Origin of the sequence: Paraburkholderia nodosa DSM 21604 (assembly GCF_000519185.1) — a bacterium.
Classification (GTDB): Bacteria; Pseudomonadota; Gammaproteobacteria; order Burkholderiales; family Burkholderiaceae; genus Paraburkholderia; species Paraburkholderia nodosa.
Window position 1 is genome coordinate 159386 of sequence record NZ_JAFA01000011.1, and the last position, 21419, is coordinate 180804.

A 21419-nucleotide genomic window follows, 5' to 3' on the forward strand; every position below is an offset into this window, starting at 1 on the left:
CCACTTTTGCGTATTAAAAAATGAAAAAACATCATTTTTAATAATGTAAGCAGATCGCTAGACTGGCCTCCATCGTTCGCTGCACTTCACTAATGGGCGCAAACGAGCACACACGAGAACGGAGAACAGAAAGATGGGCACGACACATACGGGGCGCGCGGGCTGGCTGAAAACACTGGCGGCAAAACTGGTTATCGGCGTTGCGCCGCTCGTCGGCGTCGCGACGATGGCGGCCATGGCGCCGGTGGCCGCTCACGCGGATACATCGCTGCTCAACGTCTCCTACGATCCGACGCGCGAGCTGTACCAGGACATCAACGAAGCCTTCATCAAGCAGTGGAAGGCGAAGACGGGCGAAACGCTCACCATCAAGCAGTCGCATGGCGGCTCGGGCGCACAGGCGCGCTCGGTGCTCGACGGCCTGCAAGCCGACGTCGTGACGCTCGCGCTGGCATGGGACATCGACGCGCTCGCCAACAAGGGCATCGTCGCGAAGGACTGGCAAAAGCGCCTGCCCGACAACGCGTCGCCGTACACGTCGACCATCGTGTTCCTCGTACGCAAGGGCAACCCCAAGCACATCAAGGACTGGGACGATCTGACCAAACCGGGCGTCTCGATCGTCACGCCGAATCCGAAGACCTCGGGCGGCGCGCGCTGGAACTATCTCGCGGCGTGGGCGTATGCGCTGCACCAGCCGGGCGGCAACGAGCAGAAGGCGAAGGACTTCGTCTCGAAGCTCTACAAGAACGCGGGCGTGCTCGACTCGGGCGCGCGAGGCGCCACGACGAGCTTCGTACAGCGCGGCATCGGCGATGTGCTGATTGCATGGGAGAACGAAGCATTTCTCTCGCTCAAGGAATTCGGCCCGGACAAGTTCGAGATCGTCGTGCCTTCGGTGAGCATTCTGGCTGAGCCGCCGGTGGCCGTGGTGGACAAGGTCGTCGACAAGAAGGGCACGCGCAAGGAGGCCGAGGCCTACCTGCAGTTCCTCTATAGCGAAGAGGGCCAGGAGATCGCCGCGAAGAACTTCTACCGTCCGCGTTCGGACAAGGTCCCCGCGGCGCTCACGGCGAAGTTTCCGAAGCTGAAGCTCTACACGGTCGACGACACGTTCGGCGGCTGGCCCAACGCGCAGAAGACGCATTTCGCGGATGGCGGCGTGTTCGATTCGATCTATCAGCCGCAGTAAAGCTGTCAAGTAGCAAGCGGTCCGCGTAGCGACGTGACCGCATAACAATGAAGCGCGCCTACGGGCGCGCTTTTCGGCGCCGCTTTGCATACAGGAAGCGCGCAACCCATGTCTGGATGATGAGCATGACCACGTTTAGATTCCGCAAGCCTAGTGCGCTGCCCGGATTCGGTTTGACGCTTGGCATCACCGTGGCTTACCTGAGCCTCGTGGTGCTCATTCCGCTCGCCGCCACCTTTCTCAAGACGGCGACACTCGACTGGAACCAGTTCGTGCGCGCAGTGTGGTCGCCGCGCGTGATCGCGTCGTACCGGCTCACGTTCACCGCCGCGCTCGGCGCGGCGGTGATCAATGCCGTATTCGGCTTCCTGCTCGCGTGGGTGCTGGTGCGCTATACGTTCCCGTTCAAACGGGTGATCGATGCGCTCGTCGATCTGCCGTTCGCGCTGCCGACTTCCGTGGCGGGCATTTCGCTCGCCGCCGTGTATGCGGGCAATGGCTGGATCGGCCAGTTCCTGCAGCCGCTCGGTCTCAAGATCGCCTTCACGCCGCTCGGCGTGCTCGTGGCGCTGACCTTCATCGGCTTGCCGTTCGTCGTGCGCACGGTGCAGCCCGTACTCGAGGACTTCGAGCGCGAACAGGAAGAGGCCGCCGCGTGCCTCGGCGCCTCGCGCTGGCTCACGTTCCGCCGTGTCGTGCTGCCCGCCGTGCTGCCGGCGCTCCTCACCGGCTTCGCACTCGCATTCGCGCGCGCGCTGGGCGAGTACGGCTCGGTCATCTTCATCGCCGGCAACGTGCCGATGAAGTCGGAGATCACGTCGCTGCTCATCATCACGAAGCTCGAACAATACGACTACGCGGGCGCAACGGCGCTCGCCGTGATGATGCTCTGCGTGTCGTTCGTCATGTTGCTCCTCATCAATTCGCTGCAGTGGTATTTGCAACGCCGCACGAGCCGGGGTGTCTCGGCAGGCAGCGCGCCGAATGCCGTGGTGGGCGCAACCGTCGCGGGAGGTGCGCAATGAGCACGCTGCCGCAACAACGAAGCACTCGCCGGCCGGACCCGGTCACCGAAGCAGCGTGGGTGCGCTGGCTCCTGACCGGCATCGCGCTCGCGTTTCTCGCGCTGTTTCTCGTGGTGCCGCTCGTCGCCGTGTTCTTGCAGGCGCTGTCGAAGGGCATTGGCTTCTACTTCACGTCGCTCGTCGATCCCGACGCGCTCGCCGCGATCAAGCTCACGCTCATCACCGCGGCGATCGCGGTGCCGTTGAATCTGGCCTTCGGCCTCGCGGCTTCATGGGCGATCGCGAAGTTCGAGTTTCGCGGCAAGGCGCTGCTCACCACGCTGATCGACCTGCCGTTTTCGGTTTCGCCCGTGATTTCGGGGCTCATCTACGTGCTGCTGTTCGGCGCGCAGGGCTGGCTCGGGCCGTGGCTCGAAGACCACAACGTGCAGATCATCTTCGCCGTGCCGGGCATCGTGCTTGCCACGATCTTCGTGACGTTCCCGTTCGTCGCACGCGAGCTGATTCCGCTGATGCAGGCGCAGGGCAACGACGAAGAAGAGGCCGCCCACGTGCTGGGCGCATCGGGCTGGCAGATGTTTCGCCGCGTGACGCTGCCCAATATCCGCTGGGGTTTGCTGTACGGCGTGATTCTCTGCAACGCGCGCGCCATGGGCGAGTTCGGCGCGGTTTCGGTGGTGTCGGGCCATATTCGCGGCCAGACCGACACGATGCCGCTGCACGTCGAGATCCTTTACAACGAGTACAACTTCGCGGCGGCGTTTGCCGTGGCATCGCTGCTCGCGTTGCTCGCGCTCGTCACGCTCGGCCTGAAGCTGCTCGCGGAGCGCCGCCTTTCGTCGGAACTGCGCGGCGCGGATGAGATTCCCGCCTATGCGGGCCCGCAGCCCGTGGCCGTGCAACATGTTTCACAACACGCAGCGCCTCGCGCCGTGCGCCAACCGATTCAAGTAGGGGAGCAGTAAACATGGGCATCACCGTCAGCAATCTGCACAAGCGCTTCGGCGACTTCACCGCCCTCGACAACGTCTCGCTCGACTTTCCGCCCGGCGAACTGGTTGCGCTGCTCGGACCTTCCGGTTGTGGCAAGACCACGCTGCTGCGCGTGATCGCGGGCCTAGAATACGCCGACGCGGGCCAGGTCGTGCTGCAAGGCCAGGACGTGGGTGAGGTGGGCGCGCGTGAGCGCCAGGTGGGCTTCGTGTTCCAGCATTACGCGTTGTTCCGCCACATGACGGTGTTCGAGAACGTGGCGTTCGGCCTGCGCGTGAAGCCGCGCAGCGAGCGGCCCTCGGAGGCCGTGATTCGCGAGAAGGTGCATGAGCTGCTCAAGCTCGTGCAGCTCGACTGGCTCGCGCAGCGCTATCCGTCCGAGCTTTCGGGCGGCCAGCGTCAGCGCATCGCGCTTGCGCGCGCGCTCGCCGTGGAGCCGAAGGTGCTGCTGCTCGACGAACCGTTCGGCGCGCTCGACGCCAAGGTGCGCAAGGAGCTGCGCTCGTGGCTGCGCCGCCTGCACGACGACCTCCACATCTCGACCATCTTCGTCACGCATGACCAGGAGGAGGCGCTCGAGGTAGCCGATCGCATCGTCGTGATGAATCATGGTCACGTGGAGCAGGTGGGCAGCCCGCAGGACGTCTATGATCATCCGCAGACGGCCTTCGTCTACGAATTCCTCGGCGCCGCGAACCGGCTGCGCGGCTGCGTGGATGCGCGTGGTTTCGTCGCTGAGGGCGCGGCGCAGCCGATCTCGGTGCACGCGAGCTTCGAAGGCCCGGCGCTCGCCTACGTGCGGCCGCACGACCTAGTGCTGCACCGCGAAGCGAGCGATCATCGCGACGGCATCGTGGTCGACGTGCGCCGCGTGGTGACGCTGGGCGGCTCGGTGCGCGTGGAGCTGGAAAGCCGCACGGGCGGCGCGCTCGAAGCCGAACTCGACCGCGGGTCGTGGCGCGCGCTGGGGCTCACGGTGGGCGAGGGCGTGACGGCGGTGCCGCGCGGGCTGCGCGTATTTCCGGCGCAATGAGCGTTACAGTGCTCACATCGAGAAAAACGAATAATCGGTCAGCAGTCCCGGAGAGAAGACCATGAATTTTCAGCAGTTGCGTTTCGTGCGCGAAGCCGTGCGGCAGAACATGAACCTGACCGAAGTGGCGAACGTGCTGTATACATCGCAGTCGGGCGTCTCCAAGCAGATCAAGGATCTCGAAGACGAACTGGGCGTGGATATTTTCATTCGCCGCGGCAAGCGCTTGACCGGCCTCACGGAGCCGGGCAAGGCCGTTCATCAGCTGATCGAGCGCATGCTGCTCGACGCCGAGAACCTGCGCCGCGTGGCGCGCCAGTTTGCCGACCAGGACAGCGGTCACCTCGTGGTCGCGACGACGCACACGCAGGCGCGTTACGCGCTGCCGAAGGTCGTGCACCAGTTTCGCGAAGTGTTTCCGAAAGTCCACCTCGCGCTGCGCCAGGGCAATCCGCAGCAGATCGCGCAGATGATCATCAACGGCGAGGCCGACCTCGGCATCTCGACCGAGGCGCTCGACCGCTTCCCCGATATCGTCACGTTTCCGTGCTACTCGTGGCATCACGTGGTGGTCGTGCCGAAGGCGCATCCGCTCGTGGGCCGCGAGAATCTCACGCTCGAAGATGTGGCCGAGTATCCGGTCATCACCTACGACCAGGACTTCACGGGCCGCTCGCATATCGACCAGGCGTTCGCGAAAGCGAGCGTGGTGCCCGACGTGGTGCTGACCGCCATCGACGCGGACGTGATCAAGACCTACGTCGAACTCGGCATGGGCGTGGGCATCGTCGCGGCGATGGCCTACGACCCGAAGCGCGACAGCGAACTCGTCGCGCTCGACACGGAGCATCTCTTCGATGCGAGCACGACGCGAGTGGGCCTGCGCAAGGGCGCGTTCCTGCGCCAGTACGCATACCGGCTCATCGAAATGTTCGCGCCGCAGCTCACCGAGCAGCAGATCGCGAGCCAGCTGCGCGAGGCAACCTGAAAGGCGGGCTGATTTTCCCGGCGGGCGGCGGATCGCTTAAAATCGGCGCCATGAATACTTCCACTTCCTCTTCAGCGGCAGCGCCCAGGGCGCTGCCGCGCATCGCCGTGCTCGCCACCGGCGGCACGATTGCGGGCTCCGCCGCAGACGCCGCCAACACCGCCGGCTACCAGGCCGGCGTGATCGGCGTCGCGCAGCTGCTCGCAGCCGTGCCGGGCCTCGACGCCATCGCGCAGATCCATGCCGAGCAGGTCGCGAGCATCGACAGCAAGGACATGTCGCTCGCGCTGTGGTCCACGCTCGCGCAGCGCGTGAACGAACTGCTGGCCAGCGACGAAGTCGACGGCGTGGTGATCACGCACGGCACGGATACGCTCGAAGAAACCGCATATCTCCTGCATCTCACGGTGAAGAGCACGAAGCCATGCATTTTGACGGCCGCCATGCGGCCCGCCACGGCGCTTTCCGCCGACGGCCCGCTCAATCTGCTCAATGCCGTCACGCTCGCGGCGAGCGAGGCGGCGGCCGGGCAGGGCGTGCTGGTGGCGTTCAATAACCGCATTCATTGCGCACGCGACGTCGCGAAGGTCAGCACCTACGCGGTGGATGCGTTCCAGTCGCCGGAAATCGGCGCGCTGGGCTGGGTGCAGGATGGCCGTGTGGAATTCCAGCGCCGCGCGCTGCGCCCGCATACCGTCGATGCGCCGTTCACGGCGTCGGCGCAATGGCCGCAGGTCGAGATTGTGACGAGCTACGCGGGCGTGTCGCGCGCGGCGGTCGAAGCGCTCGTTGCCGCTGGCGTGGATGGACTCGTCGTAGCCGGCACGGGCAACGGCTCGATTCACGGCGCGTTGCAGCAGTCGCTGGCCGAGGCGGCCGCCAAGGGCGTGGCCGTCGTGCGCGCCTCGCGCGTCGGCTCGGGTCACGTGATGCACAACGGCGCGGCCAAGGACGATACGCTCGGCTTCGTCTCGTCGGGCACGCTCAGCCCGTACAAGGCGCGTGTGCTGCTGCTGCTCGCGCTGGCAGCGGGCACGACCGACAAGGCGGGGCTGCAGGACGTGTTCGACACGTACTGAGGCGGGCCGCGCACAGGGAAGAACGGGCCTGGCGGATCGCTCCGCCAGGCCCGTTTCGTTTCTGGCCGTGTTTGCGTGTTGCCGCGCTTACTGGAGCGGCGGAATCACGAGCACCTGACCCGGATAGATCTTGTCCGGGCTCTTGAGCATCGGCGTGTTCGCCTGGAAGATCGCGTCGTTTTTCGCGCCGCTGCCGTAGTACTTCTCGGCAATTTTCCAGAGGTTGTCGCCAGAAACGACCGTGTGGTGCTGCGCTTCGGGCGCGGGGTTCGTCACCGTCACCTGGTCGTCGACCTTGTCGACGTTCTGCACGTTGCCGGCCGCGACGAGGATCTTCTCCTTCGTCGGCTGGTCGGCGGCGTTGCCGGTGACCGTCACCGTGTGCGAGACGCCGTCGTAGGTCACCCCGAGGTTGTCGGCGTCGAGGCCTTGCGAGCGGATATAGGCCGCGATCGCCTCGCCGGCCTTCTGGTTCAGTTCGGCGAGATTCGCAGCGGGGTCTGCCGGTGCGGCAGCGGGTTCCGCGGCGGCGGCGGGCGCTGCAGCCGTGCCGAAGAGTTTTTCGCCTGCTTCCTTGATGAAATTGATAATGCCCATCGATCACACTCCTCACGTGCTGGAAATGACTGGGTGGTCACGCGTCGTATCCACCTTGACCCGTCTGCGTGACAGCCGGATGAAAGCACAATTTTAGAAACGCGGCCGCGAAGGCGTCTATCGGGGCAGCGTCAAAGAGTGTGAAACCTGCGAGAAAGAAGAAGGCAAAGAAAAACGGGCATCCGACACGCGGACACCCGATGACGACGTCTGACCGACCAAGGCTTCCCCGCCGTCACCGGGCGCCGCTTTCGGACCCCACTGGCCGCCCTCAGCCCAGAGCGGCACCGATTTGCCTCGCGACGGTTGCCGCCGCCGCGAAGCGCCCCACGGGAGGCTCGTGCGCCTGAGTTGCTGCGCGCGAGCCGATGTGCGTGATCCGGTTCTGCGGGCGGTCCGCGCGTAGCGTCGCGCGAGCCGCCGTCCTGCAACCGCTAGTCCTCAAGCCACCTTCGCCTGCGCTTGCGGTTCGGCGATCTCGAAGTTCGCCATGATTTCCAGCGCGCGGATCATGGCCGAGTGGTCCCATGCCTTGCCGCCGTTCGCGGCGCACACGCTGAAGAGCTGCTGCGCGCTCGCGGTGTGCGGCAGGGCGATGCCCAGCTTGCGCGCGCCGTCGATCGCGAGGTTCAGGTCCTTCTGGTGCAGCTCGATGCGAAAGCCCGGATTGAACGTGCGCCTGGTCATGCGCTCGCCGTGCACTTCGAGAATGCGCGACGAAGCGAAGCCGCCCATGAGGGCCTTGCGCACGCGCTCGGGGTCCGCGCCCGAACGTGCTGCGAACAGCAGCGCTTCGGCCACGGCTTCGATATTCAGCGCGACGATGATCTGGTTCGCCACCTTGCAGGTCTGACCCGCGCCGTTGTCGCCGATGAGCGAAATGTTCTTGCCCATCAAGTCGAACAGTGGCTTGGCAAGATCGAACGACTTTTGCGGGCCGCCCACCATGATCGTGAGCGTGGCTTCGCGTGCGCCAACTTCGCCGCCCGAGACCGGCGCGTCGAGATAGTCGCAGCCGAGCGCGTTGATCTGCTTGGCGAACTGCTGCGTTTCGAGCGGCGAGATCGAGCTCATGTCGATCACGAGCTTGCCGGCGGAGAGACCCTTGGCGACGCCGTCGTCGGAGAACAGGACGTTGGCGACATCAGGCGTGTCCGGCACCATCACGATGACGATGTCCGAGACCTTCGCCACAGCCGTCGAATCGGCGACGACTTCGGTTTGCGTGCGCAGGTCGTCGGGCACCGGGTACTTGCCGTTCACGGCGAGCGTGTGGCCGCCCTTGATGAGGTTGCGCGCCATGTGCGCGCCCATGATGCCGAGTCCGATAAAGCCAATCTTTGCCATCTTGTGTCTCCGTGAAAGCGAATGCGTGAATGTGCGTAGGGGCTCAGGCGAGTTCGGCGGTGCGCAGCTTCGCGCTGCGCAGCCAGCCGAGGCCTTCGACGGTCGTCGTGCGCGGCTTGTACTCGCAGCCGATGTGGCCTTCGTAGCCGAGCGTGTCGAGCAGATCGAACAGGAACGGGTAGTTGATTTCGCCCGTGCCGGGTTCGTTGCGCCCAGGATTGTCGGCGAGCTGGATGTGAGCGATCTTCGCGAAGTGCTTCTTGATCGTCGCGGCGAGTTCGCCTTCCATACGCTGCATGTGATAGATGTCGTACTGCAGGAACAGGTTGTCCGAGCCGGTCTTTTCGATCACGTCGAGCGCTTCGGCCGAGCGGTTCAGCGCGAAGCCGGGAATGTCGTACGCGTTGCAAGGCTCGACCAGCAGGCGGATGCCTTCGCGTTTCAGAGCGTCTGCGGCGTAGCGCAGGTTCTCGACGATGGTGGCGAGCGCCGTGTCGCGATCGACGCCGGCCGTCGGAATGCCGACGAGGCAGTTGAGTTGCGGCACCTTCAGCGCCTTCGCATATTCGATCGCGCGGCCTACGCCTTCCTGGAATTCGCCGCGGCGCTCGGGCAGGCAGGCAATGCCGCGCTCGCCCGCTTCCCAGTTGCCGGCGGGCAGGTTGTGGAGGACGAGCTTCAGCCCGTTGAGCTCCAGACGCTCGGCCAGTTCGGCGGCCTTGTACGGATACGGGAACAGGAACTCCACGGCGTCGAAGCCCGCTTGTGCGGCCGCTGCGAAGCGGTCGAGGAAGGGCACTTCGTTGAACAGCATGGTGAGGTTCGCGGCGAATTTTGGCATGGTGCTGGGTCTCGCTGGTCGGTCAGTAAAGGAAATCACGCGGTAAATCACGCAGTAAATCAGTCAGGCAGCGCGCCGATGCCGTGCGCGCTGCCCGTGCTGCGGTGAGGCGTTGGTCGAGTGTGCTCAGTCGAGGGCATTCAGCGCGCTGATGGCAGTCGGCGCGTGCTCGGGCTTTTCGGCCAGTTCCTCGAACTCGTTGATCGCGTCGATTTCAGCGCCCATCGAGATGTTGGTCACGCGCTCGAGAATCACTTCGACGACGACCGGCACGCTGTGCTCGGCGGCGAGCGCCTGGGCCTGCTTGAGCGCCGGGGCGATCTCTTCCGGCTTGAACACGCGCAGCGCCTTGCAGCCGAGGCCTTCGGCGACCGTGACGTGATCGACGCCATAGCCGTTCACTTCAGGCGCGTTGATGTTCTCGAAGGCGAGCTGCACGCAGAAGTCCATGTCGAACGCGCGCTGCGCCTGGCGGATCAGGCCGAGATACGAGTTGTTCACGACCACATGCACGTACGGCAGCTTGAACTGCGCGCCCACGGCCAGCTCTTCGACCATGAACTGGAAGTCGTAGTCGCCCGAGAGCGCCACGATCGGGCGCGTCGGATCGGCTGCGCGCACACCGAGCGCGGCGGGAATCGTCCAGCCGAGCGGGCCTGCCTGGCCGCAGTTGATCCAGTTGCGCGCCTTGTACACGTGCAGGAACTGCGCGCCGGCGATCTGCGAAAGGCCGATGGTGCTCACGTAGCAGGTGTCGCGGCCAAACGCCTTGTTCATCTCTTCGTACACGCGCTGCGGCTTGATCGGCGTGTTCTCGAAGTGCGTCTTGCGAAGCATCGTGCGCTTGCGTTGCTGGCAGTCGGCCACCCACGCGCTGCGGTCCTTCAGCTTGCCCGCGGCCTTCCATTCCCTGGCGATTTCGACGAACAGTTCGAGCGCGGCCTTCGCGTCCGAGACGATGCCGAGATCCGGGCCGAACACGCGGCCGATCTGAGTCGGTTCGATATCGACGTGCACGAACTTGCGGCCCTTCGTGTACACCTCGACGCTGCCCGTATGGCGGTTCGCCCAACGGTTGCCGATGCCGAGCACGAAGTCGGAGGCGAGCATCGTGGCGTTGCCGTAGCGGTGCGAAGTCTGCAGACCGACCATGCCGGCCATGAGCGGATGGTCGTCGGCAATCGCGCCCCACGACATGAGCGTCGGGATCACGGGCACGCCCACCGTTTCGGCGAACTGCACGAGCAGGTCTTCGGCTGCTGCGTTGAGCACGCCGCCGCCCGAGACGATCAGCGGCTTGTCGCTCGCGTTGAGCAGTCCGAGTGCGGCTTCGATCTGCTTGCGCGTCGCGCGCGGCTTGTAGACCGGCAGCGGCTCGTACGTGTCGATGTCGAACTCGATTTCGGCGAGCTGCACGTCGATCGGCAGATCGACCAGCACCGGACCCGGACGGCCCGAGCGCATCAGATGGAACGCCTGCTGGAACACACGCGGCACGAGCGCCGGCTCACGCACGGTGACGGCCCACTTGGTGACGGGCTTGGCGATCGACTCGATGTCGACGGCCTGGAAGTCTTCCTTGTAGAGGCGGGCGCGCGGCGCCTGGCCCGTGATCGCGAGGATCGGAATCGAATCGGCCTGGGCCGAGTAGAGGCCCGTGATCATGTCGGTGCCTGCGGGGCCCGAGGTGCCGATACACACGCCGATGTTACCCGGCGTGGCGCGCGTAAAGCCCTCGGCCATGTGCGAGGCGCCTTCGACGTGGCGCGCCAGCACGTGCGTGATGCCGCCGGCCTTTTTCATCGCCGAATAGAACGGATTGATGGCTGCGCCCGGCACGCCGAACGCGGTATCGATGCCTTCTTTCTCGAGCACCAGAACAGCGGCGTCGACGGCTCTCATTTTGGCCATGATTGTCTCCTGAATGTCTCGTATGCGAGGAATGGCGATGTGTTGAGGCCCACTTTAGGGGCGCCGGAAAGGTTTGATAAGATCAGTCCAGGTTGTTTATTCCGAAACAAAAAGTATGGAATGCCGGCGGGATGGGGCTTCCGGCTGCGCCGACGCCTGCGGCGCGCGGCATGGGGCATCACTAAGCGCTGAAGCGCCAAGTGCTGCCGACACAGGAGACAAGCAATGGACCGCTTCAAGCAGATCGAAACCTTCGTGCGCGTCGCAGAAGCGGGCAGCCTCGCGGCGGCGGCGCTCGAGGAAGGCGTCTCGCCGGTGATCCTCGGGCGGCGTATCGACGCGCTGGAAAAGCGCCTCGGCGTGAAGCTCATTTACCGTTCCACGCGGCGGCTCGTGGTGAGCGAGGAGGGCGCGGCCTTTCTCGAACGCTGCCGCGGCCTGCTCGCCGACTGGGACCAGGCCGAAAACGAGCTGTCCGCCGGGCGCCAGGTGGTGAGCGGCCATCTGATCGTTTCGGCGCCGGCGGCGTTCGGGCGCAAGCACGTCGCGCCGCTCGCGCCCGAGTTTCTCGCCGACAAGCCCGAACTCCAGGTGTCGTTCAACCTCACCGACCGCGTGGTCGATCTGGTGCGCGAGGGCTACGACCTGTCGATCCGCATCGGCGGCGCGGTGGACCCGAACTTCGTCGCCGTGAAGCTCGCCACGAACCGGCGCGTGGTGTGCGGCACGCCCGAGTATTTCCGCAAGCACGGGCGGCCGAAAACCCTCGAAGATTTGCCGAACCACAACTGCCTCGCGTTCAACCTGCAGGGCGGCCAGAACCGCGGCTGGTACTTCAGCCGCGGCGGCAAGCTCGTCACCGTGCGCGTGGGCGGCACGCTCGACTGCAACGACGGCGAACTGCTGCACCGCTGGGTGACCGAGAGCCTCGGCCTCGGCTGGCGTTCGACCTGGGAGATCGACGCCCAGCTCGCGCGCGGCGAACTGGAAACGGTGCTCGACGAATACGCGCTGCCCGATTACGACATCCTCGCGGTGTATCCGCAGCAGCGCTACGTGCCGGCGCGCGTGCGCTACTTCATCGACTATCTCAAGGAGGTCTACGCGCGGCCGGGGTACTGGACCGGCGCGTAATGGCGCACTTCGAATTATTTTTCGTTTTCGTGTGCAAAGAGCGGGAATAAACTGGCCCGAGCTTCGGTAGTGCCTGTATGCGGCCACGGTCGCGCAAGCCAAATGAAGAGGCGAGGGGACGACGTGGGCGAAACCGCGTACGAGCAGGATGAGGCCGGGCGCAGCCGCCGCTTTCAGGCGCTGGCGCTGCCGCATCTCGATGCGGCCTACAACCTCGCGCGCTGGCTCTCGCGCAACCCGGGCGACGCGGAAGATATCGTCCAGGAGGCGTTTCTGCGCGCGTTCCGCTTCTTCGACGCGTTTCGCGGCGACGAGGCCCGCCCCTGGCTGCTCGCGATCGTGCGGCGCGTCTGGTACGACGAATGGCGGCGGCGCGCGGGCGCGGAAGAGGTGGCGCCGTTCGACGAGTTGCGCGACGACGCGCCGCTCGAAGGCTGGGAAACGGGCGGCGTCGATCCCGAGACGCTCGCGATCCGTGCCGAAGACGCCCGCCACGTGCAGGACGCGCTCAGGCGCCTGCCGGTGGAGTATCGAGAAGTGCTGGTGCTGCGCGAGCTGGAGGAGCTGGGCTACCGCGAGATCGCCGCGATCGCCGATCTTCCCCTCGGCACCGTGATGTCGAGGCTCGCACGTGGCCGCCGACGGTTGGCGACGCTGCTGGCGGCGTACCGCGGCGGCGAGCGCGACCGGGCAGCGGCGGGTAGTGCAGTCAATGAGACTGCAAACGATTCGGTTGTCCGCGCCCACGGCTGCGCGGACGACAGGGCAGGAGTCGGGGGAAGCAATCAAGCCAGGAGACCATCCGGCCCGGGGGGCGGCGGTCGGTTCCGCGAGGAGCCGGCCGCCGACGGCGGAGCGCCGTTGCGCCCTCGCTCTCACAACGAAGGCCGAACGACGGAGGCGCCCGATGAACTGTAACGAAGCGCGCCCGCTGGTCGACGCGAGCGTCGACCGCGAACTCTCCGCCGCCGACGAATGGCGAGTGCGCGAGCACCTCGCGAGCTGCGAGCCATGCCGCCGTGTCGCCGACGATGCGCAGGCCATCTCTCAAATGATCCACTCCGCGCCATACCACCGCGCGCCGGCCGGGCTTGCTGCGCGTATCGTCGCAGCATTGCCGGCGACGGACGTGCCGCCTGCGAAGGCAGCGCCTTCGCCAACCCCCGCGCGCGACTCGGGCGGCTGGCGCGACTGGCTGCGCAACTGGTGGCCGGGCAGTGGTGGCCGGGAGCGAGGCGATGTGGGCGGGCATGGCTGGGGCGCTGCGTCCGTGAACGCGGGTCCGCGCGCGGCCACGTTCGCGTGGTTCGGCTGCGCGGTGCTGATCCTTTGTGCGCTGGCTGTGATCGCCACGTTGCATCTACGCCGCCCGGCCGCTGAGACGGCCTTCGTCGACGATCTCGTGTCGAGCCACGTGCGGGCCCAGATTTCCGGCCGCGATATCGACGTGATCTCGACGGACCGCCATACGGTGAAGCCGTGGTTCAACGGCCGCATCGACTACGCGCCACCTGTCTTCGATCTGGCGCAGCAGGGCTTCGCGCTGGCGGGCGGACGTCTCGATTATGTGGGGCGCGAACGGGTTGCCGTGCTGGTCTATCACTATGGCAAGCATGTGATCGACGTCTATGTGTTCCCGCCGGGCGCGAGCGGACCGGCCGTCTCGGGCATCGCGCCGCCGGGTTCGAGCGAAGGCTACGCGCTCCGGCGCTGGCAGGCGGCGGGCATGACCTGGTGGGCGGTGACCGACGCCGGCGCGGACGCGCTCGACGGCCTGCGCGCGGCGCTCGACGCGAGGCTCGCGGCGGGCGCGAGCGAGGCGGCAGGCAGCTAGGCTGTCGTCTCACACGAGCGCGGCGGGAGCGCTCCGGGCACTTCTCGCCGCGCAAGTCATTGAAAACACGCCCGATTCATCGCCTCAACGCACGATCTGTCTTGCGTGCGTAGCCCATCCGCGCTACAATCTTCGGCTTCTCACTTGCCACACCGGTTCCGACGCCCGGGTGGCTTATATCCACAAGTAAGCACAAGGAGTGATACATGCGTCATTACGAAATCGTCTTCATCGTGCATCCCGATCAGAGCGAGCAAGTTCCCGCCATGATCGAGCGCTACAAGGGCACGATCACCTCGCACGGTGGTCAGATCCACCGCATCGAAGACTGGGGCCGTCGTCAACTGGCCTACATGATCGAGAAACTCGCGAAGGCTCACTACGTCTGCATGAACATCGAATGCGACCAGACCACGCTCGACGAACTGGAACACGCGTTCAAGTTCAACGACGCTGTTCTGCGTCACCTCATCGTCAAGATGAAGAAGGCCGAAACCGGCCCGTCGCCGATGATGAAGGAAGTGCAGCGCGAAGAAGCCAAGAAGGCGGCTGCCCAGCCGACCGAAGCGCAGGCTTAAGTACACAAGCCATCAGGATTCAAGCTCATTTGCCTGAGTTAGCCCCGTGAACAGGCTGCAGCTTACGGCTAGCGTCGTCGAACGCGAACCGGTGCGGTACACCCCCGCCGGCGTTCCGATCGCAAGCGTCACGTTGCAGCACCGTACGGAGGTCGTCGAAGCCGGCATTCCCCGCTTCGTCGAGCTCACGATGCCCGCGGTGGCGGCCGGCAAGGCCTGCGGTCTCGTGGAAAGCTGTGAGATGGGCGTGGAAGCGCTCTTCACCGGTTTTCTGGCGAAAAAGCACCGCAACGCGCGAACCCTGGTGTTTCACATCACCGAAATGCAAGGCACAGGAAAGGACTAATCATGCCCCGCCCGACTGGTAAGAAATTCGACAAGCGTCGTCAGCAACAAAACCCGCTCTTCAAGCGCAAGAAGTTCTGCCGCTTCACGGCTGCAAACGTCGAACAAATCGACTACAAGGACCTCGACACGCTGAAGGACTTCATCGGCGAAAACGGCAAGATCACGCCGGCTCGTCTGACGGGTACGAAGGCCCACTATCAGCGTCAGCTGGACACGGCTATCAAGCGCGCGCGTTTCCTCGCGCTGATGCCGTACACCGACCAGCACAAGGCCTAATAAGACGACGCGATAAGGAGCAATAGAATGCAGATCATTCTTCTGGAAAAAGTCGTCAACCTGGGTAACCTCGGCGACATCGTCAAGGTGAAGGACGGTTACGCACGTAACTTCCTGATCCCGAACAAGAAGGCACGCCGTGCTACGAAGGACGCAATCGCTGAATTCGAAGTCCGCCGCGCAGAACTCGAAAAGGTCGCCGCTGAAAAGCTGGCAGTAGCGCAAGCCGAAGGCGAAAAGCTCAACGGCCTGACCGTCCAGATCGGCCAAAAGGCCGGCGTGGACGGCCGCCTGTTCGGTTCGGTCACGAACGCGGACATCGCCGCTGCGCTCACGAAGCAAGGCTTCGCAGTGGAAAAGGCGCAAGTGCGTCTGCCGGAAGGCCCGCTGAAGATGGTGGGCGACCACCCGGTGCACGTTGCGCTGCACACCGACGTCCTCGTCGACGTTACGGTGTCGGTGCTGGGCGAGCACGCCTAAGTACCCACGTGCGGCCCTCGCGGGCCGCGCGGTTTGACGCAAGACTCAGGAAGGGCAGGAGCCGCAGGGCTTCTGCCTTTTTTGTTGTGCGCTGCCTGGACGCTCCGCTCGTTGCAAGTTTTCAAGCTTGTTCGAGGCACCCCCATGTCCGATAATTGCCCTCCATGAACGCTCCGAAAGATCCCCAACTCGACTCGCTGAAAGTCCCGCCGCATTCGATCGAAGCCGAGCAATCGGTGCTCGGCGGCCTGCTGCTGGATAACGCGGCCTGGGACCGGATTGCCGACTTCCTCTCGCAAAGCGACTTCTATCGCTACGACCACCGCATCATCTTCGAGCACATTGGCCGGCTGATCGCTGCCACGCGCCCGGCCGACGTGGTGACGGTGTACGAGGCACTCGGCACCTCGGGCAAAGCGGATGACGTGGGCGGCCTCGCGTACCTGAACGCGCTCGCGCAGAACACGCCGAGCGCGGCGAACATTCGCCGCTACGCGGAAATCGTGCGTGACCGTGCGGTGCTGCGCCGGCTCGTTTCCGTCGCCGACGAAATTTCCGCCGACGCCTTCAACCCGCAGGGCAAGGAAGTGCGCCAACTGCTCGACGAGGCCGAGTCGAAGGTGTTCTCGATCGCCGAAGACGGCGCGCGCGGCACCCAGGGCTTCCTCGAGATCGGGCCGCTGCTCACGCAGGTCGTGGAGCGCATCGACACGCTCTACCACACGGCCAACCCGAGCGACGTGACGGGCACGCCCACGGGCTTCGTGGACCTCGACCGCATGACCTCCGGCATGCACGGCGGCGAGCTGATCATCGTGGCGGGACGCCCGTCGATGGGTAAGACGGCGCTCTCGATGAACATCGGCGAATACGTGGCCGTGGAGTACGGCCTGCCGGTCGCGGTATTCTCGATGGAAATGCCGGGCACGCAGCTCATCATGCGTATGCTCGGCTCGGTGGGGCGCCTCGATCAGCACCGCATGCGCACGGGGCGGCTTACCGACGAGGATTGGCCGAAGCTCACGCACGCCGTGCAGAAAATGAGCGAGGCGCAGATCTTCATCGATGAAACGGGTGGCCTGAACCCGATGGAATTGCGCTCGCGCGCGCGGCGTCTGTCGCGCCAGTGCGGCAAGCTCGGGCTCATCATCATCGACTACCTGCAACTCATGAGCGGCTCGTCCACGGGCGAGAACCGCGCGACCGAAATTTCGGAAATTTCGCGCTCGCTCAAGAGTCTCGCCAAGGAACTGGACGTGCCGGTCATCGCGCTTTCGCAGCTCAACCGAGGGCTGGAACAGCGGCCGAACAAGCGTCCCGTGATGTCGGACCTGCGCGAATCGGGCGCTATTGAACAGGATGCGGACGTGATCCTGTTCATCTATCGCGACGAAGTCTACAACCCCGACAGCCCGGACAAGGGCACGGCCGAAGTGATCATCGGCAAGCAGCGTAACGGTCCGATCGGGCCCGTTCGCCTGACGTTCCACGGTCAATACACGAAGTTCGACAACTTCGCCGGGGCGCAGAACTTCTACGCCGAATAACTCGAAACGTTGCGCGGCGTGCGCCAAAGTGGCGCAAACGCCGCGTTGGCGGCTGCCGATCCATGCGGCAGCTCTCGCCTGGCGATACAATGTTGCCGTTTTATGACAGTCATCTCTGTCGCCTATTTTGCCGCCCGATTGCCGCGAAGTGACCACGAAGTCACCGCTTCGTGACGGCAATCCGAGACCAATTTCCGGGATACCAATGTTCGGTCGATTCATGCCCACCGAGGGCAAGTTCTTCGAAATTTTCAATGCGCATGCGAAATGCATCGTTTCCGCGAGCCGCGAACTCGAACTCCTGATCGATAACCTCGCCGACGCCGAGATCCACAAGCAAAACGTGCAGGCCTCCGAAAAGGCCGCTGACAAGCTGACGCACGAGGCGATCGACCTGCTGCACAAGACCTTCATCACGCCGCTCGACCGCGACGAGATCCACAAGCTGATCACGACGATGGACGACTGCCTCGACCTCATGGAGGACGTCGCCACGGCCATTTCGCTCTACGACGTGCAAGCCGTGACGGCCGAGGCGAGCCAGCTGGCGCACGTGGTGACGGCCACGGCCGAGCGCGTGCAGCTGGCGGTGGGCCTCCTCTCCGACATGAAGCAGGCGCGCGAGATCCTGCAGGCCTGCGAAGACATCGACCGCCTCGAATCCGACGCCGACCGCTTGCTGCGCGGGGCCATTTCGAAGCTCTTCCGCGAGGAAGACGACGTCAAGAACCTGATCAAGCTGAAGGCGATCTACGAGCTGCTCGAAGCGATCACGGACAAGTGCGAGGATGTCGCGAACATCATCGAAGGCATCGTGCTAGAGAACGCCTGAGCTCACTGCGATGCAATCGATACAACTCGCTCTCTGGGCGGTCGCGACGCTGGTCGCCATCGCTCTCGTCTTCGACTTCATGAACGGTTTTCACGACGCGGCGAATTCCATCGCCACGGTCGTGTCCACGGGTGTTCTGAAGCCGCAGCAGGCGGTGGCGTTCGCCGCCATGTTCAACGTGATCGCCTATTTCGTGTTCCACCTGAAGGTGGCGCAGACGGTAGGCAAGGGCACCATCGACCCCGATATCGTCGACCACTACGTGGTGTTCGGCGCGCTGATGGGCGCGATCGGCTGGAACGTGCTCACCTGGTACTACGGCATTCCATCGAGTTCGTCGCACGCGCTGATCGGCGGCCTCGTGGGCGCGGCGCTCGCGAAGTCGGGCTGGGCCTCGCTCAACTTCGACGGACTCATGAAGACCGTGGCGTTCATCTTCATCTCGCCGCTGCTCGGATTCGTGCTGGGTTCGTTCTTCATGCTCACGGTGTCGTGGCTGTACTTCCGCACGCCGCCAAGCAAGGTCGACCGGCGCTTCAGGCGCCTGCAGCTGATTTCCGCTGGCCTCTATAGCCTCGGCCACGGCGGCAACGACGCGCAGAAGACCATCGGCATCATCTGGATGCTGCTGATCGCAACGGGCTACTCGGCGATCGGTTCGGACGCGCCGCCTATCTGGGTGATCGGCGGCTGCTATCTGTCGATGGGTCTGGGCACGCTGTTCGGCGGCTGGCGCATCGTGCGCACGATGGGGCAGAAGATCACCAAGCTCAAGCCGGTGGGCGGTTTCTGCGCGGAGGCGGGCGGGGCGCTCACGCTCTTCACGGCTTCGTCGCTGGGCATTCCCGTTTCGACCACGCACACGATCACCGGCGCGATTGTCGGCGTTGGCGCGACGCAGAAGCTCAGCGCGGTGCGCTGGGGCGTGGCGGGCAACATCGTCTGGGCCTGGGTGCTGACCATACCGGCCTCGGCCACGCTGGCCGCGGCCGCGTGGTGGCTTGGTCACCGCTTCATGTAAAAGCTGCGGCGCCTTCGGGCGCCGCAGTGCTTTTGAGGCCTCGCCCGCGCGCTAACGCGCGCTTCAGATCAGCGGCGTGCTGGCCCCATCCATCGGAATGAGCGCGCCCGTGACGTAGCTCGCGCGGCGGCTCGCGAGGAAGAGTGCGACATCGGCAATTTCCTCAGGCTTTGCGTAGCGCCCGAGCGGCACCTTCGATTCGCCGCTCGCCAACGCCTCCTGCGCGCCGACGCCCGTGCGTTGCGCTTCCAGTTGAACGGCCTCCTGCAGCCGCTCCGTAAGCGTGGCGCCGGGGTTGATCGCGTTGATGCGGATGCCGTAGCGCGCGTGGTAGTGCGCGAGGCCCACGGTCGCGAGCATCAACGCCGCGTTGGCCGCGCCGCCCGCGATATGGATGTCGCTCGCGAACTTGCCGCCCATGCCGATGATATTGACGATCGCCCCAGGCTCCATGCTCTCGCCCGACTTGATCCGCTGCACCATGCGCCGCAGCACCTCCTGCTGCGGGTAGATGTAGGGGAAGTATTTCGCCTCCATCGTGGCCCTGAACGCGTCGGCATCGAGCGTTTCCGGGTCGTAGCGGCGTGCCGCGCCCGCGCTGTTGATGAGGATATCGATGGGGCCGACCGCGGTGGAGACTTCTTCGACTACGTCGGCCGCGCTATGCGCTTCGTGCAGGTCTGCGCGCGTGAGGTGCACATGCAGGCCTTCGCCCGCGAGTTGCTCGCGGGCGCGCGCGAGATTGGCGGGGTCGCGCGAGACGATCGCCACGCGCGCGCCTTCCTGTGCAAAGGCGCGCGCGCAGGCAAGGCCAATGCCCTTGCTGCCGCCCGTCACGAGTACCACCTTCTTGCTGAGTCCAAGATCCATCGTCGCCTCGCTGCGCGAAAGTATGAAAACGGTCCCAAAACGATAGCAGAGGCGCGCGGCCCCGCAAACCGCTGCAAGCATGCTTAGCCGTGCGGCCAGGGGCAACGTGCCGCTCAGCGCCGCGGCGGGGCCGCTTTAGTCGCCGCTGTTGGCAAAGCGCGCGATGGGGTCGTCGCTGGACTGGGTCGGGGCCGGCGAGGCCGGGCCGGCTGTCGAGGCGCGTATGACCTGCGCGCCACCCGCGGCCGGCGACGCCGCCTGGATCGGCGTCGAGCCCACCTGGCCGGCCTGGCGCGCCGCTGCGCTTGCCGTGGGCGGCGGGGGCTCGAAGGCGTCGGCGGCGGCGTCGATGGCGTCGCGCGGGGCGCTGGCGGCGGGGCTGGCGGCGTAGGCAGCCGTGTTGTTGCCGGGCGCCACCGCGGGTGCGAGCGCGCCCGCGTCGCGTGCCTGCGTCTGCGCCGCGCCGAGCGAGGCGGGCGGCGGCTCGAATGCGTCGGCCGGGGCGGAGGCCGTGGCAGCCGTCGGCGTGTTGGCCGGCGTTGCCGCATAGGCGGGTTGCGGCGCGGCGACGATGCGGTTCTGGCTCGCGGCCACGGCTCGCGGCGCGGGCTGCGCCGCCGCAGCCGGCGCGACGCTCGCCATTGCGGCCGCCGGTGGCGCGGCGTTCGCGCCAGGCACGCGTTCAGCCGGCGCAGACGCTTCCCAGGTCGGCGTCTCGAAAGGCGTGCGCTTGGGCGCCGCCATGCGGCGAATCCCGTCGAAGCGCTTCGCCCAGTAGGGGTTGGTCAGATAGTCGAGTCGCACCGTGCCGCCGGTCGAAGGCGCGTTAACGAAGCGCAGGTTGCCGACGTAGATCCCGACGTGCGAATGCGGCCGCCCCGTCGTATTGAAGAAGACGAGATCGCCGGCGGCAATCTCGTCGGGCTCGATGGTTTCGCCGCGCGTGCTCATTTCGGCCGTGGTGCGGGGCAAGTCCACCGAGGCCGAGCGCGCTAGCACGTATTTGACGAGACCGCTGCAATCGAAGCCACTATCAGGCGTATTGCCGCCCCAGCGATACGGAATGCCGACGAGCCCCATCGCCTGGATCGAGATTTCCTCGCGGCCCACGCTGTGATCGACGAAATTGGGAAAGCCCGGGGGCCTTGTGCGCCCTCCGTTTTCGCTGGCAGACGAACCGCTGCGCGATACCCTTTGCGGCGCGCTGGAGCACGCGGCAAGCAGGACTACGATCAGAAGCGGAAGCCAGAGTCGACGCATGAAGCGGATGTGGCGCGCGCGACGCTTGCGCCATCGGGAAAACGGATCATGGGCGGATGGTAGCCCGCCCGTCAGGGCTTTCGCAAGAATTCTTCACAACTTACTTGAAGTTCGTGCGCCAACTGTTGTGCGTGGGGGACGCCCGGCCAATAAAAAAGGACCGTATCCGGTTCCCCGGATACGGTCCTCGCCATGTGCATGGGCGCCCCCGGAAGGCGGCGCCCAGCGAATGG

At 65.3% G+C, this 21419-nt stretch carries 22 protein-coding genes; 16 read left to right on the top strand and 6 right to left on the bottom strand.

The features are described from left to right. Nucleotides 1-133: 133 nt before the first annotated feature. From A3CW_RS0118450 to A3CW_RS0118475, 6 genes are all read left to right on the top strand, one after another. Nucleotides 134-1192, top strand: a complete 1059-nt coding sequence (locus tag A3CW_RS0118450; RefSeq protein WP_028204886.1) for a sulfate ABC transporter substrate-binding protein — start codon at nucleotides 134-136, stop codon at nucleotides 1190-1192. A gap of 125 nt (nucleotides 1193-1317) precedes the next feature. Further along, nucleotides 1318-2217: a sulfate ABC transporter permease subunit CysT gene (gene cysT, locus A3CW_RS0118455; RefSeq protein WP_028204887.1), complete on the top strand. Its 900-nt coding sequence runs from the start codon at nucleotides 1318-1320 to the stop codon at nucleotides 2215-2217. Next, complete coding sequence (gene cysW, locus A3CW_RS46760; RefSeq protein WP_051481559.1) at nucleotides 2214-3182, top strand: sulfate ABC transporter permease subunit CysW; 969 nt, start codon at nucleotides 2214-2216, stop codon at nucleotides 3180-3182. The genes cysT and cysW overlap by 4 nt, the downstream gene beginning before the upstream one ends. A 2-nt stretch (nucleotides 3183-3184) precedes the next feature. Continuing rightward, nucleotides 3185-4243 carry a sulfate/molybdate ABC transporter ATP-binding protein gene (locus A3CW_RS0118465; RefSeq protein ID WP_028204888.1) on the top strand — a complete coding sequence of 353 codons (1059 nt, stop codon included), beginning with the start codon at nucleotides 3185-3187 and terminating at the stop codon, nucleotides 4241-4243. 61 nt (nucleotides 4244-4304) lie between these two features. After that, on the top strand, nucleotides 4305-5231 hold the full coding sequence (locus A3CW_RS0118470; protein WP_028204889.1) for a CysB family HTH-type transcriptional regulator: 927 nt from the start codon (nucleotides 4305-4307) through the stop codon (nucleotides 5229-5231). Nucleotides 5232-5281: 50 nt separating this feature from the next. Beyond that, a complete protein-coding gene (locus A3CW_RS0118475) occupies nucleotides 5282-6310 on the top strand; it encodes an asparaginase (protein ID WP_028204890.1) in 1029 nt (342 codons plus the stop codon). 87 nt (nucleotides 6311-6397) lie between these two features. On the opposite strand, the gene lysM is transcribed toward A3CW_RS0118475, so the two are convergent. From lysM to gcl, 4 genes are all read right to left on the bottom strand, one after another. Beyond that, on the bottom strand, nucleotides 6398-6907 hold the full coding sequence (gene lysM / locus A3CW_RS0118480; RefSeq protein ID WP_028204891.1) for a peptidoglycan-binding protein LysM: 510 nt from the start codon (nucleotides 6905-6907) through the stop codon (nucleotides 6398-6400). A gap of 441 nt (nucleotides 6908-7348) precedes the next feature. Then, nucleotides 7349-8254: a 2-hydroxy-3-oxopropionate reductase gene (locus A3CW_RS0118485; RefSeq protein ID WP_028204892.1), complete on the bottom strand. Its 906-nt coding sequence runs from the start codon at nucleotides 8252-8254 to the stop codon at nucleotides 7349-7351. 43 nt (nucleotides 8255-8297) lie between these two features. Beyond that, nucleotides 8298-9095, bottom strand: coding sequence for a hydroxypyruvate isomerase (hyi, locus tag A3CW_RS0118490; protein WP_028204893.1), 798 nt, complete (start codon nucleotides 9093-9095; stop codon nucleotides 8298-8300). Between the two features lie 126 nt (nucleotides 9096-9221). Continuing rightward, nucleotides 9222-11006, bottom strand: a complete 1785-nt coding sequence (gcl, locus tag A3CW_RS0118495; RefSeq protein WP_028204894.1) for a glyoxylate carboligase — start codon at nucleotides 11004-11006, stop codon at nucleotides 9222-9224. Nucleotides 11007-11231: 225 nt separating this feature from the next. Between gcl and A3CW_RS0118500 the strand changes: the two genes are divergently transcribed. The 10 genes from A3CW_RS0118500 to A3CW_RS0118545 all read left to right on the top strand — a co-directional run bounded on the left by A3CW_RS0118500 (nucleotide 11232) and on the right by A3CW_RS0118545 (nucleotide 19056). Beyond that, a complete protein-coding gene (locus A3CW_RS0118500) occupies nucleotides 11232-12140 on the top strand; it encodes a substrate binding domain-containing protein (protein ID WP_028204895.1) in 909 nt (302 codons plus the stop codon). Nucleotides 12141-12242: 102 nt separating this feature from the next. Beyond that, the gene (locus A3CW_RS46765; RefSeq protein WP_081771719.1) at nucleotides 12243-13058 is read left to right on the top strand and encodes an RNA polymerase sigma factor; all 816 of its coding nucleotides are present in this window, start codon (nucleotides 12243-12245) and stop codon (nucleotides 13056-13058) included. Further along, nucleotides 13048-13974 (top strand): anti-sigma factor family protein, encoded by a 927-nt coding sequence (locus tag A3CW_RS0118510; RefSeq protein WP_028204896.1) that lies wholly within the window; start codon nucleotides 13048-13050, stop codon nucleotides 13972-13974. Before A3CW_RS46765 ends, A3CW_RS0118510 begins: the two co-directional genes overlap by 11 nt. Before the next feature lie 206 nt (nucleotides 13975-14180). After that, nucleotides 14181-14552 (top strand): 30S ribosomal protein S6, encoded by a 372-nt coding sequence (rpsF, locus tag A3CW_RS0118515; RefSeq protein WP_028204897.1) that lies wholly within the window; start codon nucleotides 14181-14183, stop codon nucleotides 14550-14552. A 46-nt stretch (nucleotides 14553-14598) separates the two neighbouring features. Next, entirely contained in the window at nucleotides 14599-14898 is a 300-nt protein-coding gene (gene priB, locus A3CW_RS0118520) for a primosomal replication protein N (protein WP_028204898.1), read from the top strand. A 2-nt stretch (nucleotides 14899-14900) separates the two neighbouring features. After that, nucleotides 14901-15176 carry a 30S ribosomal protein S18 gene (rpsR, locus tag A3CW_RS0118525; protein ID WP_027797225.1) on the top strand — a complete coding sequence of 92 codons (276 nt, stop codon included), beginning with the start codon at nucleotides 14901-14903 and terminating at the stop codon, nucleotides 15174-15176. A gap of 27 nt (nucleotides 15177-15203) precedes the next feature. After that, nucleotides 15204-15656, top strand: coding sequence for a 50S ribosomal protein L9 (gene rplI, locus A3CW_RS0118530; protein WP_028204899.1), 453 nt, complete (start codon nucleotides 15204-15206; stop codon nucleotides 15654-15656). A 164-nt stretch (nucleotides 15657-15820) separates the two neighbouring features. Then, nucleotides 15821-17203 (top strand): replicative DNA helicase, encoded by a 1383-nt coding sequence (locus A3CW_RS0118535; RefSeq protein ID WP_028204900.1) that lies wholly within the window; start codon nucleotides 15821-15823, stop codon nucleotides 17201-17203. A 205-nt stretch (nucleotides 17204-17408) separates the two neighbouring features. Next, on the top strand, nucleotides 17409-18035 hold the full coding sequence (locus A3CW_RS0118540) for a DUF47 domain-containing protein (protein WP_028204901.1): 627 nt from the start codon (nucleotides 17409-17411) through the stop codon (nucleotides 18033-18035). A 10-nt stretch (nucleotides 18036-18045) separates the two neighbouring features. Further along, entirely contained in the window at nucleotides 18046-19056 is a 1011-nt protein-coding gene (locus A3CW_RS0118545; RefSeq protein ID WP_028204902.1) for an inorganic phosphate transporter, read from the top strand. Nucleotides 19057-19119: 63 nt separating this feature from the next. Here A3CW_RS0118545 and A3CW_RS0118550 read toward each other — a convergent pair whose 3' ends face one another. Continuing rightward, nucleotides 19120-19926, bottom strand: a complete 807-nt coding sequence (locus A3CW_RS0118550) for an SDR family oxidoreductase (protein WP_028204903.1) — start codon at nucleotides 19924-19926, stop codon at nucleotides 19120-19122. Between the two features lie 135 nt (nucleotides 19927-20061). Further along, the gene (locus A3CW_RS0118555; RefSeq protein WP_028204904.1) at nucleotides 20062-21186 is read right to left on the bottom strand and encodes a C40 family peptidase; all 1125 of its coding nucleotides are present in this window, start codon (nucleotides 21184-21186) and stop codon (nucleotides 20062-20064) included. Nucleotides 21187-21419: the final 233 nt, after the last annotated feature.

What these genes read in the sequence shown, in the direction of transcription:
- A3CW_RS0118450 (WP_028204886.1), top strand. Translation starts at nt 134, where the DNA reads ATGGGCACGACACATACGGGGCGCGCGGGCTGGCTGAAAACACTGGCG.
- cysT (WP_028204887.1), top strand. Translation starts at nt 1,318, where the DNA reads ATGACCACGTTTAGATTCCGCAAGCCTAGTGCGCTGCCCGGATTCGGT.
- cysW (WP_051481559.1), top strand. Translation starts at nt 2,214, where the DNA reads ATGAGCACGCTGCCGCAACAACGAAGCACTCGCCGGCCGGACCCGGTC.
- A3CW_RS0118465 (WP_028204888.1), top strand. Translation starts at nt 3,185, where the DNA reads ATGGGCATCACCGTCAGCAATCTGCACAAGCGCTTCGGCGACTTCACC.
- A3CW_RS0118470 (WP_028204889.1), top strand. Translation starts at nt 4,305, where the DNA reads ATGAATTTTCAGCAGTTGCGTTTCGTGCGCGAAGCCGTGCGGCAGAAC.
- A3CW_RS0118475 (WP_028204890.1), top strand. Translation starts at nt 5,282, where the DNA reads ATGAATACTTCCACTTCCTCTTCAGCGGCAGCGCCCAGGGCGCTGCCG.
- lysM (WP_028204891.1), bottom strand. Translation starts at nt 6,907, where the DNA reads ATGGGCATTATCAATTTCATCAAGGAAGCAGGCGAAAAACTCTTCGGC.
- A3CW_RS0118485 (WP_028204892.1), bottom strand. Translation starts at nt 8,254, where the DNA reads ATGGCAAAGATTGGCTTTATCGGACTCGGCATCATGGGCGCGCACATG.
- hyi (WP_028204893.1), bottom strand. Translation starts at nt 9,095, where the DNA reads ATGCCAAAATTCGCCGCGAACCTCACCATGCTGTTCAACGAAGTGCCC.
- gcl (WP_028204894.1), bottom strand. Translation starts at nt 11,006, where the DNA reads ATGGCCAAAATGAGAGCCGTCGACGCCGCTGTTCTGGTGCTCGAGAAA.
- A3CW_RS0118500 (WP_028204895.1), top strand. Translation starts at nt 11,232, where the DNA reads ATGGACCGCTTCAAGCAGATCGAAACCTTCGTGCGCGTCGCAGAAGCG.
- A3CW_RS46765 (WP_081771719.1), top strand. Translation starts at nt 12,243, where the DNA reads ATGAAGAGGCGAGGGGACGACGTGGGCGAAACCGCGTACGAGCAGGAT.
- A3CW_RS0118510 (WP_028204896.1), top strand. Translation starts at nt 13,048, where the DNA reads ATGAACTGTAACGAAGCGCGCCCGCTGGTCGACGCGAGCGTCGACCGC.
- rpsF (WP_028204897.1), top strand. Translation starts at nt 14,181, where the DNA reads ATGCGTCATTACGAAATCGTCTTCATCGTGCATCCCGATCAGAGCGAG.
- rpsR (WP_027797225.1), top strand. Translation starts at nt 14,901, where the DNA reads ATGCCCCGCCCGACTGGTAAGAAATTCGACAAGCGTCGTCAGCAACAA.
- rplI (WP_028204899.1), top strand. Translation starts at nt 15,204, where the DNA reads ATGCAGATCATTCTTCTGGAAAAAGTCGTCAACCTGGGTAACCTCGGC.
- A3CW_RS0118535 (WP_028204900.1), top strand. Translation starts at nt 15,821, where the DNA reads ATGAACGCTCCGAAAGATCCCCAACTCGACTCGCTGAAAGTCCCGCCG.
- A3CW_RS0118540 (WP_028204901.1), top strand. Translation starts at nt 17,409, where the DNA reads ATGTTCGGTCGATTCATGCCCACCGAGGGCAAGTTCTTCGAAATTTTC.
- A3CW_RS0118545 (WP_028204902.1), top strand. Translation starts at nt 18,046, where the DNA reads ATGCAATCGATACAACTCGCTCTCTGGGCGGTCGCGACGCTGGTCGCC.
- A3CW_RS0118550 (WP_028204903.1), bottom strand. Translation starts at nt 19,926, where the DNA reads ATGGATCTTGGACTCAGCAAGAAGGTGGTACTCGTGACGGGCGGCAGC.
- A3CW_RS0118555 (WP_028204904.1), bottom strand. Translation starts at nt 21,186, where the DNA reads ATGCGTCGACTCTGGCTTCCGCTTCTGATCGTAGTCCTGCTTGCCGCG.